Genomic DNA, 13318 nt, shown 5'->3' on the forward strand with positions numbered 1-13318 from the left:
ATGAATTCAACAGCAAATAGAAGAAATGAAATGTTCTGGCTCTTGATCATTAGCATGGTTTTAGGCGTAAGCATGATTTTATTACCTACTTATACTAATGTTAAGATCTTAGGAGCTATACTAGCAATGGTCCTGGTACTATGGAAAACGGAAATTGGATTGTATGGAGCAGTGGTGGCATTACCATTTATAAACTTCAAATATGTAGCAGCATTAATGTTCTATACCTTTGTCTGCTATATATGGAAAAAGGTTTATAAAAAAGAAAAAATCCATACAACTCCCATAGATGGACCCTTGGTTATTTTTTTCATTGTATTAGTATTTTCTGTAGTATTTTCTATTACACTAAACCAAAGCATTAAGGATATGTATTTTTACTCTGGAATTCTTTTAATGACTTTTATGGTAAGTAGAGATTTGGACAAAAAAAACTTAAAAGGAATTCTCATGGTTTTTGCTGGAGTGGCAGCAATAGTGGCGATCTATGGAATCTTTCAATATTTTACTGGAGAAATGGGAGGCCATGGCTGGGTAGATGTAAAAACCAATCCAAATTTAAAAGCCAGAGCCTATTCTACTATGGAGAATCCTAATATATTGGCAGAATATCTGGTCATTGCAGGAAGTATATCAGTAGCCTTGTTTTTAGATAGTAAAAACATATGGAGGAAACTATTATTAGTAGCTATTACAGGAATAATATTTGTAGGATTGCTGTTAACTATGTCAAGAGGCGGTTGGATTGCATTTGCAATTTCCTGTATAATCATACTTACTGCCGAAGACAAAAGAGTTATTCCAGTTATGCTTCTTCTAGGAGCTGTATCCATATTCTTTTTGCCAGATGTAGTTATTGAGCGATTGAAAACCATTGGCAGTGTGAAAGACTCCTCTAATGCATATAGATTTCTTATATGGTCTGCGTCCTTGGGGATGCTAAAGGATTTTTGGGCAAGTGGAGTAGGATTAGGCTATGCAGCCTTTATTAAGGCTTACCCTAACTATATGCTACCGGGAATTAAAGCTGCTCATGCCCACAATTCATATTTGCAGATGGCTATTGAAATAGGTGTATTTGGATTGTTGGCCTTTCTATGGGGGGTTTTTAAAAGCTATGGAACAGGAATTAGAGTTTGGCTAAAAGCGAAAGACTCTTTCTACAAGAGGATTGTAGTTGCCTCCATGGGGGCTGTTTCTGGGCTTTTATTTCACTCTTTAGTGGAGCATGTTTTGTTTGACTATCGAATAATTTTTTCCTTTTGGCTAATGCTTGCAATTATTATGGGATGTAGCAGATGTCTCAGGGATGAAAACCTATAACCACAAATTTAAGATAATTAAGTAAATATATTCTATATATTTTTGTTCCCTTAAACCATAGGTTTAAGGGAATTTTTTTAAATATTTAAGATGGAAAAGCTGTTACGTACAAAAAATCGTAATGTAATATTGAACAGTAAAATGATGAATAGTCTTTTTATCACAACAGGGATTCCTTTAAATGTATTTAATAAGAAGAATAAAGGAATCTATCGAAATTTGTAGAATCTGTACTTTATATATTAAAAGATTGTTTTAAAGAACACCTATATATAATAGATTTTTTAAGGGGGTATTATTATGCATAGTAAAATAGCTGTAATTTCACCCTCCAGTATTGTAACACAGAAAATGAAGGAGGAAGTTGAAAAGCGAAATCTTGACATTGTAGTGAGACAAGCCTTTACAGTTGATGCTGTAAATGAAGCTGAGGAATTGATCTTAAAGGGTGTAAAGATAATAATAAGCCGTGGGGTTACTGCATCAGCATTGAGGAAGAACTTAGATATTCCTATTGTAGATATTAAGCATACTTTTTTTGATTGCTATACTGCATATAAAAAAGCAAGGACAATATCAGACAAGATTGCTTTTTTAGCTACATCCAAGGGATTTGAGCATATACTTGAGAGAAGCAAGGACCTTTTAGAGGGCGTAACTATTATTCCAATAAATTTATTTGAGGATAAAGAAGTTATTGATGCAAAGCTTAGTCAACTGGTTGAAATGGGAATTGAAGTTGCAATAGGAGGATTGACTTTAGAAAAAAAGGTCACTTCATTAGGCATTAAATATGTAATGACTGAGGCTGATAGTGAGGCTTTGCGTCAGGCTATTGATGAAGCACTACATCTTATAAGAATTGAAATTGAAAAAGAAGCCCGAAGAATGGAGTTAGAAAATAAGTATGAGATGATTAATTCGATTTTTAACTGTGTGTCAGAAGGAATCATAAGCTACGATTCTAATGGTTTCATTACTAACATTAATAATAATGCCATAAGAGTATTGGGGCAGCAAATAGAAGGAAAGAAAATTAACGAAATTTTAACCTCAGATATATTTATGGAAGCAGTACAAAACGGAGAATCTATTACTAATGAAATTATTAACAGTGCTAAAACTTCATTTGTTGTGAATATAGAGCCTGTAAAAGTAGATTCTCATATAATAGGAGCTGTGGCTACCTTACAGCAATCAAAACAAATTCAAGCCGTAGAACAAAAAATAAGACATACAATGCTGAATAAAGGACATGTATCGGATAAAACATTTGATGATATTATTGGAGAGAGTGAAAAAATTTGTTTAACTAAAGAACTAGCTATGAGATATGCAGCAGTAGACAGCACGGTATTAATATTGGGAGATACAGGGACTGGAAAAGAACTTTTTGCGCAAAGCATTCATAACTATAGCAATAGAAGAGAAGCACCCTTTGTGGCAATAAACTGTGGCGCTTTTCCACCGAGTGTTCTAGAAAGTGAGCTATTTGGATATGTCAAGGGTGCGTTTACAGGCGCATTAAATGAAGGAAAAGCAGGGATATTTGAGCTTGCTCATCGAGGAACCATATTCCTAGATGAAATAAGTGAAACTCCCCTTGATGTACAAATCAAACTATTAAGGGTTATTCAAGAAAGGAAAATAATACGTATAGGCGATGATAAAGTTATACCTATTGACGTAAGAATTATTACAGCTAGTAATAAGGACTTAAAAAAGCAAATAAAAGAAGGATTATTTAGAGAAGATTTATATTATCGAATTTGTGTATTGGAACTTAAGATACCTTCATTAAAGGAAAGAGCAGAGGATATTCCTGGTCTTGTACGACATTTCATAGAAAATAGCAAGACGCCGGTGCAGGGAATTACAAATAAGGCTATGAATATGCTTGCATCCGCTGAGTGGCCAGGTAATATACGACAACTGAGTAACATCATAGAACGACTCATAGTTATTTGTAATAATGGTGTTATTAGTTCGGAAATGGTAGAAGAAGCTGCAGATATCGTAAGTAAAGAATCAGTAGAGATAGACAATAATATAACAAAGATTTTTGATGAAAAGGCAGATAATAAAGGACAAAATAAAAATACTGATGTAGGCGAGACTATGACGGAAGTAGAGCTGATTAAGAAGGTATTAATTGAAACAAGGGGAAATAGAGGACAAGCAGCTGAAAAGCTAGGAATTAGCACAACAACACTTTGGAGGAAAATAAAAAAGATTGATAGTATAGATGAAGATTTTTTAAAAAGAGTTAGATATGGTGAAATATAAAATTTGTTTCTTTCATCATATTTCAAAACATTTCATTTTGTTTCATTTCATTTCAAACGTATTCAGAGCATAGGATGAAATAAATATTTGAAAAAGAAAGAGGACACTAAAACCTAATATTATATTAAACAAACAAAAACGCTGAAATAATCATAATTTCTGCTTTTTGTTTGTTTTTTTAGTTACTATTATCACTTGGCACAGTTTATGCAATTAATAATTGCATAAGCAAAATTAAAAATATTTTACTGAAGGACTTGTAAAAAAATACAACGAAACATTGTAAAACATTTCACAATCTTTCATTAGCTATGATAGTAAAATATTTTATTTAAAACTAGAAAAAAGAGGTGATATTAGTGGAAAACTTAATAACTTTTATTGGATTTGGTGAGGCGGCATTTCATATAGCCAACGGGCTTAAATCTGAAGGATTAATGAATATTGTTGCCTATGATATCAATCAAAATGACGAAAAAAGGGGAGAAATCATCCGAAAAAGAGCTGAAGAAGCAGGAATTACTCTTGCAGATACTCTAGAAGAAGCATATTCTTCAGCAAAATTTATTGCATCCTTGACAAGCTCAAAGGTTGCCTATGAAGTTGCAGAGTTAATAATCCCTAACCTTTTACCAGGACAGGTTTTTGTTGATATGAACTCAGCAGCACCTGTACTTAAAAGTGATATTGGAAATATTCCTCATGCAGAGGGTGTCTTAGTTTGTGATGCAGCGGTTATGAGTACTGTACCAGGAAGCGGACATAAGGTGCCTATATTTTTATCAGGGGAAGGAGCAAACGCTTTCCATGATAGTCTAAAAGAATATGGTATGAATTTAACTAATTTAAATGCACCTATAGGCGGTTCTTCTGCTATTAAAATGTTTAGAAGTGTATTTATGAAGGGGTTACCACAGCTAATGATTGAATCAATGATTCCGGCTGCTAAGTTTGGAGCATTAGATGCACTAGTAGAATCATTAAACGAGACTATTGTAGGTAAGACTATAGAAGACTTAGCAAATGTATTTATAGCAAGAACTGTGGTGCATGCTGAAAGAAGAGCTAAAGAGATGACAGATGTTGTTTCAACTCTAGAGAGCATGGGAATAGATGCATCCATGTCTAAAAGCACAAAAGAAAAGCTAGAACAGCTTGCAGCAATGAATTTAGTAGACGTAATAGGTCCAAAGGGAGATATGGAATTTAGAGAAGCAATTAAACTACTACTTGTACAAGGAGAGATTAGCAATGAGTAAGGTGAAATATAATAAGTTGCCAGAGTTAATACCTCAAGAAATTATTGAAAGAGTATCAAAATTAAGTCCAGCACAATTATGCGATGGAATGAAAGATTTAGGTATATTACGCGATGGTTGTATGGATGCAAGCCTAATGCCTGTTGATGAGAATAAGATAATGATTGGAACAGCTTATACAGTAGACACAGAGGAAGGAGATAATTTCCCTATTCATGTGGCTATATATCAAGGAAAACCAGGATATGTACTAGTAGTGGCTGGTAAAGGTCATACTGAAAGAGCATATATTGGAGATTTAATGGGAGCTGCAGCAGATGCTATTGGCTTAAATGGCATAGTGATAGATGGGTTCGTTAGGGATAAAGTTGGATTAAAGGAATTGAATATTCCTATATATGCGAAAGGCTTTATGCAAAGAGGACCTTCAAAGGTAGGACCAGGTGAAATAAATACTGTAGTAACCTGTGCAGGAGTAAAGGTAGAGCCAGGAGATTTAATCTTTGGGGACTACGATGGAGTAACGGTTATTCCAAGGGACAGAATAGAAGAGGTACTTGAAAAAGCTGAAAAGAAAAGCGCTTATGAGGAAGAAAGAAGAAAAACTATAGCGGAATATGTAGCATGCCGTGATAATAATGAAGAACTTCCAGATATTGCACCTGGCTGGGTTAATGAAATGAAAGATAAGCTAGGTATATAATTATAAGTATTGGAGGTGGATATATGAATGTGAAAAGACTTACGACTCCCATAACTAATGAAGCAATCAATGAACTAAGAGTCGGTGATACTATAGAAATAAGTGGTACAGTTTATGTGGGAAGAGATGCAGTATTACCACAAATAGTTAACTTAATTAAAACTAATGGATTAAGTGAATATAATATTGAGCTAGAGGGTGGGATTATATTTCACTCAGCAGTAAGTATAGCTGGATTAGGACCTACATCAAGCAATAAGGTTGAAATAGAAGGAAATTTTCCTGAGCTATCAGCCGCAGGAGTTAAAGTACATCTCGGCAAGGGGGCTTTGTCACCACAAACAGTAGAGGTATTAAAAGAGCATAACTCTATTTTCGTAGTCATTCCCCCAATATCTGCATATTTGACTAACAAAACACTAAAAAGAGAGGTTGCAGCATTCGAAAACGAAGGAATGGAAGCCTTTTGGAAGCTAGAAGTTGATAGATTTCCTGGCATAGTTGCTGTAGCACATGGAGAGACCATATTTTAACGTTTCTAGGAGGTGAAGTGAATTGTCTATATCTATAAAAGATATTAGAGCTGCTGCATGTGAGGCTTTAGTAAAAGGAAGCAGTACATTTAGGCCTGATCAGATAAGAGCTTATGAAAGAGCAATATTAAAAGAAACAGATGAAAAAGCTAAATGGGTTTTAGAAAAAACCCTAGAAAACTCAAAAATCAGTGAAATGGATATTAGACCATTGTGTGATGATACTGGAATACCCCATCCATTTATTGAAATAGGAAAAGACGCAATTATTGATGGAACTATGTATGAAGTTTTAGAAGCCATAAAATTAGGAGTAGCAGATGGACTAAGAGAACTACCAGGCAGACCCATGGCAGTAAAAGGAGAAGGTCTTGAAAGACTAGCTCAGAAGCATGGCCTATATGAAGATCCAGGCATGCTTTTGCCAGCACCTACAAATGTTAGAATTATTGATGGTAATGAAGTAAAAGTTACTGTCATAATGCAGGGTGGCGGACCAGAGATAAGATCGAAAACCTATCATGTATTTCATAAACATGAAGAAATGCAGCTAATAGATACAGCTGTAGAGTGGTCTTTAGAAATGGTTGCTAAGTTAGGCTGCACCCCTTGTATCCCGGCCATAGGAATAGGAAGAACTCATTATGAAGCGAGTTCTATGATGGTAGAGGCGTTGAAGGATGGCAATTTTGATATTCAAAGTGATATTGAACAGTATATAACTGATAAAATCAATGAAAGCGGAGTAGGTCCTCTAGGATTAGGTGGAAAAACAACGGCTCTTGGAACCTTTGTTAAAATTGGCGAAGCGAGAGGTAGTGGTGTAAGAATATTATGTGTACGTTTAAGTTGCTGCTTTGAACCTAGAAAGGCTACCATTATTTTAAAATAATATTTAGTGCATATAAAATATTGGATAGATTATATTTAGCTGTATTGCTAAAAATCTAATATTTTATACTGAGTAAATATAAAAAACAAAGAAAAATGAAATAAAAAATGGAGGTAATGTAATGAAAAAAGCTATTAGTTTTCTTATTATTTTTGTACTGATGATGGGCTTAGTGGCATGTGGGCAGTCAACAGATAATTCAGCAAAAAAAGAAGCAGGTCTTGATTATCCTAAAAGAGCAATAGAAATAGTAGTACCATTTGGACCAGGTGGTTCAGCAGACATTATGACTCGTCAACTTGCAACTTGGATGGGCGATTATGTAGACAAGCCTATAAATGTTATAAACAAAGCAGGTAGCGGTGGTGTAGATGGAATGGTTTATGTAGCACAAGCTCCAGCAGATGGCTATACTATATTACAAATAACACCTTCTCATGCTATAGCAGAGGCAGTAGGAAGACCAAATGCAAATCTTACTGGTGATTTTGAACCAATAGCTAACTTTCAAAAAGATATACAGGTATTTGGGGTATCAAAAGATAGTCCATTTAATACAATAGATGAATTAATAGAGTATGCAAAAGCTAACCCAGGAAAGTTAAAAATAGGCGGAACTTCTCCAGGAGGATTAGACGATTATATGGCTAATGGCTTTGCTAAGGAAGCTGGTATAGAGCTTACTTATGTACCATATAACTCAGCATCTGAAACAAAAGCAGCTGCACTTGGTGGAGAGCTTGATATCTATCAAGATAAAGTTATATCTTTCCTTACTATGGTTAGAGCTGGAGATATAAAACCTCTTGTAGTACTTCACGATGAAAGATTAACTATGATTGAAGAGTTAAAAGATGTGCCATGTACAGTTGAAAAAGGAATCGAATTTACACAAGGATCATGGAGAGGATTTGCAGTTAAAAAGGGTACTCCACAAGAAATAAAAGACTATCTAACAGAGATAATTGAAAAGGTATACAATTCTGATGTATATAAGGAAGCATCAGAGAAGGATATGTCAAACATAATTCCAGGCTATGTAGGGCAAAAAGAGTATGGAGAAATGTGGGCTGACGAAATAACTAAATTCAGAGAAGTATTAGTAAAATAAGACTAGCAATTATTCAAGTGTTCCTCTCGAGGAACACTTGAATAAAAAAAGGAGTGAATTAGATGGAGCTGCTTTTTAATGCATTTATTGCTTTGATATTAATAGTGTTTTTTATTACATCAACAACCTTTGATAAAGTATCTGTATCCACTGATAAAATTGGAGCAAATGGATTTCCACAAATGATTATAATAATTAGTTTAATTTTATTAGCATACATTACTTATGACCATATTAAGAATAAAGGAAAAGGAAAGAAAAGTGGTTTTAACATACAGGATAAGGGTTTTAAGATAATGATTATAAATATACTCTTGCTGGCAATCTATATATTTACTATGAATTATATTGGATTTATACTAGGTACATTTATTTTTATAATAGTTGCAGCTTGGCTAATGGGATACAGGGAGAAGGTAAAAACCTTAATATTCTCACTGGTTCTAACGGCCAGTATCACTTTAGTATTTGGAAAGGTTTTTTATGTAGCTTTACCTAGAGGGGTAGGATTATTAAGAGAAATTAGTTATTTTATTTATTAAGGGAGTGAAATAAATGGAACATATAATACAGTCATTGTCTGTGGTATTTAGCCCTATATCTCTGGTATTTATGTTTGTTGGAACAGCCTTTGGAATTGTATGTGGAGCCTTACCAGGATTAGGGCCATCTATGGCAGTTATACTACTATTGCCATTCACATATAACATGGATCCTATAGTAGGAATAATATCCCTTGTAGCTGTTAATGTGGGTGCTCAAGCAGGCGGAAGTATTTCATCTATATTACTTAGAGTCCCAGGTACACCAAGTGCTATAGCTACAACCTTTGATGGATATCCAATGGCTTTACAGGGTAAAGCGGGAAGGGCCTTAGGATTAGCCTTTACTGCTTCAGCATTTGGAAGTATATTTTCAGCTATTGCCATGTTGGCTTCTGCACCACTATTGGCAAAAGTAGCTTTGAAATTTCAGAGTGCTGAATATTTTGCTTTAGCCCTATTAGGCTTAAGCTGCATTTCAAGCTTAGGAGCTAAGAACCAAGCTAAATCGTTGTTAGCAGGTTGCCTAGGCCTACTCCTATCCACTATAGGTCTTGATGCAATTAATGGAGCTGAAAGATTCATTTTCGGGCAATCTTGGTTATATGGAGGAATCGATTACATACCTGTTATGATTGGTGCATATGCCATTGCTGAAGTATATAAGAATATATCAGAAAAATGCGGCGGATGTGTAGATGAAGGGGAAGTCGAAAAGAATGCAAAGTTTGAGTTTATTAAGATTAAAGATATTTTAAGTAAATGGACTACTTATATAAAAGCATCTATCATCGGAACTATTGTGGGAATTATTCCAGCGGCTGGTGGCTCAATAGCAGCATTTATTGCTTACAGTGAGGAAGTAAGAGCAAGTAAAACACCAGAATTATTTGGAACGGGCATGGAGGAAGGAGTTATAGCAGCAGAAGCATCAAATAATGGTGCAGTAGGTGGAAGCTTAGTTCCTACATTGACTCTTGGAATTCCTGGAAGTCCTGTAGCAGCAATAATAATGGCTGCATTCATGCTTCATGGATTAACACCAGGACCATTATTACTAAAGCAGCAGCCAACAATGCTTTATAGCATTTTTATTGGTATTATTGTAAGCTCTTTATTAATGGTTGTATTAGGTAAGTATATTTCAAAAGAATTTACTAAAATATTAAAACTACCTTATCCTCTTTTAGCAACATTAATTATGGTACTAGGAGTAGTAGGTGCATTTTCTTTACGCAATAATTTTACTGATGTTATAGTACTATTTGGATTTAGCTTTGTAGGATATTTCTTTAATAAATATAAGTATTCTACATCGGCTTTTGTACTAGGCTTAATACTAGGAAAAATAGCGGAAAACTCTATGAGAAAGCAGTTGATTGTAAGTGATGGAAGCTGGATGGGTTTTATAACAAGACCTATTTCTTTAGTAATAATTATCTTATCACTTATGGCTTTCTTTAGTCCTTTAGTTAAACAAATTATGAACAAAAAGAAAGCTGAAGCTTAGTATTTTAGTTTAGATACAGGACTTACAAAAATCATTAAATATTTCAAAAAATATTATAACAAAAGGTTCAGTTTCAATGAATAGGCGGATATCTTTAGATACCCGCCTATTTGTAGATATATTATATGTTAAAATTTATTTGTTTATGATTTTTACTGCTCCATGAGGGCAGTAGCTAACACATTTGGCACATCCTGTACATTTATCATGGTCGACCACAGGAGTAGAGCCTTTGAAGAAGCTAGACTTTTCTTGTTTCACTGCTTTAACTGGACATACCCTTACTACAGGACAAAATGGCGACTGATCACATCTGCTCCCATCGATTACTGCTTTTTTCATTTATTATACCTCCTTCACAATATACCCCATATGGGTATATTGTATCATGGATTTCTTTAAAAGAAAACAAAAAAATATGGATTCTAATCATTAGGTAGGTATAATATAAACTCAGATCCATGATTAATTTCAGAATTTACATTTATATAGCCATTTTGACCCTTAATAATTCTTTCGGTCAAATGTAAGCCAATACCACTGCCGTTTTCGTCTCCTTTACTGTAAAATTTGCTGAAGATATTCCTAATATTCCCATTAGAAATACCAGTGCCATTGTCCCTAATTGATATAGATGTATAGAATTGTCCTTGGACGGCTTCTATAGTTATATTACCTTTAAATGGCGAAAATTTTGCTGCATTATTTATTACATTGTAAATTGCTTCAGCAGTCCACTTAGGATCATGCTTTACTAATATATCCTCACTACATATGACTTCAATATTTATTTCCTTTTCATTTATTAATGACATAGATGAGTTTAGAGAGGATAGAATTGTATCATAAATTGGCAATACCTTGCTATTAAATTTCATTATACCTGTTTCTAAAAAAGACATGGTAATCATAGACTGCATAAGAAAGTCTAGTTTGCTTACTTCTCTATCCATAGATTTGATAAATTCCTTTGATTGATGTTTATCCAGATTTCTAGACAATAATATTTCATTAATCATCTTTATATTTGCAATAGGTGTTTTAGCCTGATGGGATATATCAGAAATAATAGTCTGAAGCTTATGCTTGTCTTCAATTATTATATTTTTTTCTGAATTAATGTATTTTTCAATACTTCTCATATTGTTTTCCACTGTATTAAGTCTATCATCTTTGAAAAAAGGATAGTAATCACTATTGCTTCCAGAAATAATATTCTCAGTAGTTTTTTTATGAAATTCTGTAAAACTACGAATCTCTTTTTCTTTATAATATGATTTAATAAATAATAAGAAAAAACCAGTTAAAGATAAAATTAGAGCTAATGATTTAAAATCAAAAATTAAAGCTATCTTATCTATAAATATACTATTCAAAACCTCACCCCTAACAAATCATTACTTACCCATCCATTGATAGCCTACACCGTATATGGTTTTAATATATTTGTGATTATCCTTTTCGATCTTAGCTCTTAGTCGGTTTATTTGAACAGAAAGGGCATGGTCATTAACAAATCTTAAGTTTTGATCCCAGAGCTTTTCCAAGAGGAAGCTTCTTGTTAGTATGGTGCCTCTACTTTCTATAAATAGTATTAAAAGATTAGCTTCTGTAGTTGTCAAATCATATTCATCCCCAAAAGAATTTATTTTAAAGGTATCAAAGTTTATTGACAAAAACCCATCATCGTAATTAGGTGAACTATTGTAGAGTCCTGCTCTTTTTAATATAGCCTTAATACGTTTTTTAAAAAGCTTTAGGCTAAAGGGCTTAGTAATATAATCATCAGCACCTAAATCAAAGCCCTTAATTTCATCTATTTCCAAATCACGAGCTGTTAGAAAAACAACAGGCGTATTGGAGCTGGCTTTAATTTCTCTACAGATATTAAAACCATCACCATCTGGTAAATTAATATCTAGTATAGCTAGATCAAAGGAACTACTGTTAACAGCATCTAACCCCTCTCTATAAGAAGAAGCAGTTATTATCTCAAATCCTTCTGATTCCAAGTCAAATTTCAATGTATTTAATAAAAGATGATCATCTTCTACTATGAGTATCCTTATCATAAATCCACCACCTATTCTATTGACTTAATAATAGCAAAAAAAAGATTTGTTTTCAAACTGATAATATTTAACAAATATAAGTGTAATGAGAGAATTTTGAGAGAATCTTTTGATATTATCCATATAAGAAGGTTGATAAATATATAATTATAAGAGCGAGGAGGATTAAAATGGAGTATGTATTGGAAGTTAAAAACCTAAACAAAACCTATGGAAAGAATAGGGTTTTAAACAATGTGTCCCTTAATGTTAAACACAATGAAATAGTAGGATTTATTGGGCCTAACGGAGCAGGAAAATCTACTACTATGAAATGTATCTGTAATTTAATTTATCCAGACAGTGGAGAAATAATCATAAATGGCTATGATTTGTTCAAGGACAGAGAAAAGGCTCTAGAAAATCAAGCAGCCCTAATAGAAAGCCCAGGACTATATCAGGATATGACAGGCAAAGAAAATATAGACTTAATAGCAAGGCTTAGAAATGTCTCAAAGGAAAGGGTAAAGGAAATATATGAGTTTACTGAAATCGGCAAAGCATTAGAAAGAAAAGTTTCTGGCTACTCTATGGGAATGAAGCAAAGGCTAGCCTTAGGTATAGCCATATTAACTAAACCAAGGTTTCTCATATTAGACGAACCAACAAATGGATTAGATCCAACAGGGGTGATTAAGCTAAGAAGTACTCTACAAAAGCTTGTAAAGGAAGAGGACATATCCATACTGTTTTCCTCGCATCAGCTAGGAGAGGTGGAGAAGCTGGCAGATAGAATCGTATGTATCAATAAAGGCGAGATTATAGAGGTTCCAAATATAATGTCAAGTATTCAAAACTACATCATACAGATTTCAGATTTAGATACAACCCTACAGATAATCACCAATATTATTGGAGAAGACGCAGTAGAAGCAATTACTCTAGATAGCATCAAATTTGAGATTCAAAACCAAGACATACTTTCTGAAATTTTATTCCAATTATTGTCAAGAAAAATAAAGATTTATGACATATATAAGGACAATGTAGATATCGAAACAATTTATGAAGAAATCTACATTGATAATCAGATTTTAAGGGGGTAGTT

13 protein-coding genes are annotated in these 13318 nt (G+C 33.6%); 10 read left to right on the top strand and 3 right to left on the bottom strand.

The genetic code is table 11. The annotated features are described in order from the left end of the window. The 9 genes from BLV37_RS01315 to BLV37_RS01355 all read left to right on the top strand — a co-directional run bounded on the left by BLV37_RS01315 (position 1) and on the right by BLV37_RS01355 (position 10159). Positions 1-1323 (top strand): O-antigen ligase family protein, encoded by a 1323-nt coding sequence (locus tag BLV37_RS01315; protein WP_091726162.1) that lies wholly within the window; start codon positions 1-3, stop codon positions 1321-1323. Positions 1324-1623: 300 nt separating this feature from the next. After that, complete coding sequence (locus BLV37_RS01320) at positions 1624-3609, top strand: sigma 54-interacting transcriptional regulator (RefSeq protein WP_091726164.1); 1986 nt, start codon at positions 1624-1626, stop codon at positions 3607-3609. A gap of 359 nt (positions 3610-3968) precedes the next feature. Beyond that, a complete protein-coding gene (locus BLV37_RS01325; protein WP_091726167.1) occupies positions 3969-4868 on the top strand; it encodes a DUF1932 domain-containing protein in 900 nt (299 codons plus the stop codon). Next, complete coding sequence (locus BLV37_RS01330; RefSeq protein ID WP_091726170.1) at positions 4861-5571, top strand: RraA family protein; 711 nt, start codon at positions 4861-4863, stop codon at positions 5569-5571. The genes BLV37_RS01325 and BLV37_RS01330 overlap by 8 nt, the downstream gene beginning before the upstream one ends. A 23-nt stretch (positions 5572-5594) precedes the next feature. Continuing rightward, positions 5595-6104 carry a fumarate hydratase C-terminal domain-containing protein gene (locus BLV37_RS01335; protein ID WP_244270440.1) on the top strand — a complete coding sequence of 170 codons (510 nt, stop codon included), beginning with the start codon at positions 5595-5597 and terminating at the stop codon, positions 6102-6104. Positions 6105-6126: 22 nt separating this feature from the next. Continuing rightward, complete coding sequence (locus BLV37_RS01340) at positions 6127-6996, top strand: fumarate hydratase (protein WP_244270441.1); 870 nt, start codon at positions 6127-6129, stop codon at positions 6994-6996. Between the two features lie 121 nt (positions 6997-7117). Beyond that, entirely contained in the window at positions 7118-8107 is a 990-nt protein-coding gene (locus BLV37_RS01345; protein ID WP_091726172.1) for a Bug family tripartite tricarboxylate transporter substrate binding protein, read from the top strand. 62 nt (positions 8108-8169) lie between these two features. Next, positions 8170-8649: a tripartite tricarboxylate transporter TctB family protein gene (locus BLV37_RS01350; RefSeq protein WP_091726175.1), complete on the top strand. Its 480-nt coding sequence runs from the start codon at positions 8170-8172 to the stop codon at positions 8647-8649. 13 nt (positions 8650-8662) lie between these two features. Next, positions 8663-10159, top strand: a complete 1497-nt coding sequence (locus BLV37_RS01355; RefSeq protein WP_091726177.1) for a tripartite tricarboxylate transporter permease — start codon at positions 8663-8665, stop codon at positions 10157-10159. 135 nt (positions 10160-10294) lie between these two features. Here BLV37_RS01355 and BLV37_RS01360 read toward each other — a convergent pair whose 3' ends face one another. The 3 genes from BLV37_RS01360 to BLV37_RS01370 all read right to left on the bottom strand — a co-directional run bounded on the left by BLV37_RS01360 (position 10295) and on the right by BLV37_RS01370 (position 12231). Beyond that, positions 10295-10501: a 4Fe-4S binding protein gene (locus BLV37_RS01360; RefSeq protein WP_091726179.1), complete on the bottom strand. Its 207-nt coding sequence runs from the start codon at positions 10499-10501 to the stop codon at positions 10295-10297. 83 nt (positions 10502-10584) lie between these two features. After that, positions 10585-11535 (bottom strand): sensor histidine kinase, encoded by a 951-nt coding sequence (locus BLV37_RS01365; RefSeq protein ID WP_091726182.1) that lies wholly within the window; start codon positions 11533-11535, stop codon positions 10585-10587. A 21-nt stretch (positions 11536-11556) separates the two neighbouring features. Further along, complete coding sequence (locus BLV37_RS01370) at positions 11557-12231, bottom strand: response regulator transcription factor (RefSeq protein ID WP_091726185.1); 675 nt, start codon at positions 12229-12231, stop codon at positions 11557-11559. Positions 12232-12401: 170 nt separating this feature from the next. On the opposite strand from BLV37_RS01370, the gene BLV37_RS01375 reads away from it, so the two are divergent. After that, complete coding sequence (locus BLV37_RS01375) at positions 12402-13316, top strand: ABC transporter ATP-binding protein (RefSeq protein WP_091726188.1); 915 nt, start codon at positions 12402-12404, stop codon at positions 13314-13316. The last annotated feature ends 2 nt before the right edge of the window (positions 13317-13318 follow it).

Origin of the sequence: Proteiniborus ethanoligenes (assembly GCF_900107485.1) — a bacterium.
GTDB lineage: Bacteria > Bacillota > Clostridia > Tissierellales > Proteiniboraceae > Proteiniborus > Proteiniborus ethanoligenes.

Bases quoted from the DNA above. Each gene is read 5' to 3' on its own strand.
- BLV37_RS01370 (WP_091726185.1), bottom strand. From the start codon at position 12,231: ATGATAAGGATACTCATAGTAGAAGATGATCATCTTTTATTAAATACA.
- BLV37_RS01330 (WP_091726170.1), top strand. From the start codon at position 4,861: ATGAGTAAGGTGAAATATAATAAGTTGCCAGAGTTAATACCTCAAGAA.
- BLV37_RS01350 (WP_091726175.1), top strand. From the start codon at position 8,170: ATGGAGCTGCTTTTTAATGCATTTATTGCTTTGATATTAATAGTGTTT.
- BLV37_RS01375 (WP_091726188.1), top strand. From the start codon at position 12,402: ATGGAGTATGTATTGGAAGTTAAAAACCTAAACAAAACCTATGGAAAG.
- BLV37_RS01335 (WP_244270440.1), top strand. From the start codon at position 5,595: ATGAATGTGAAAAGACTTACGACTCCCATAACTAATGAAGCAATCAAT.
- BLV37_RS01315 (WP_091726162.1), top strand. From the start codon at position 1: ATGAATTCAACAGCAAATAGAAGAAATGAAATGTTCTGGCTCTTGATC.
- BLV37_RS01355 (WP_091726177.1), top strand. From the start codon at position 8,663: ATGGAACATATAATACAGTCATTGTCTGTGGTATTTAGCCCTATATCT.
- BLV37_RS01345 (WP_091726172.1), top strand. From the start codon at position 7,118: ATGAAAAAAGCTATTAGTTTTCTTATTATTTTTGTACTGATGATGGGC.
- BLV37_RS01320 (WP_091726164.1), top strand. From the start codon at position 1,624: ATGCATAGTAAAATAGCTGTAATTTCACCCTCCAGTATTGTAACACAG.
- BLV37_RS01360 (WP_091726179.1), bottom strand. From the start codon at position 10,501: ATGAAAAAAGCAGTAATCGATGGGAGCAGATGTGATCAGTCGCCATTT.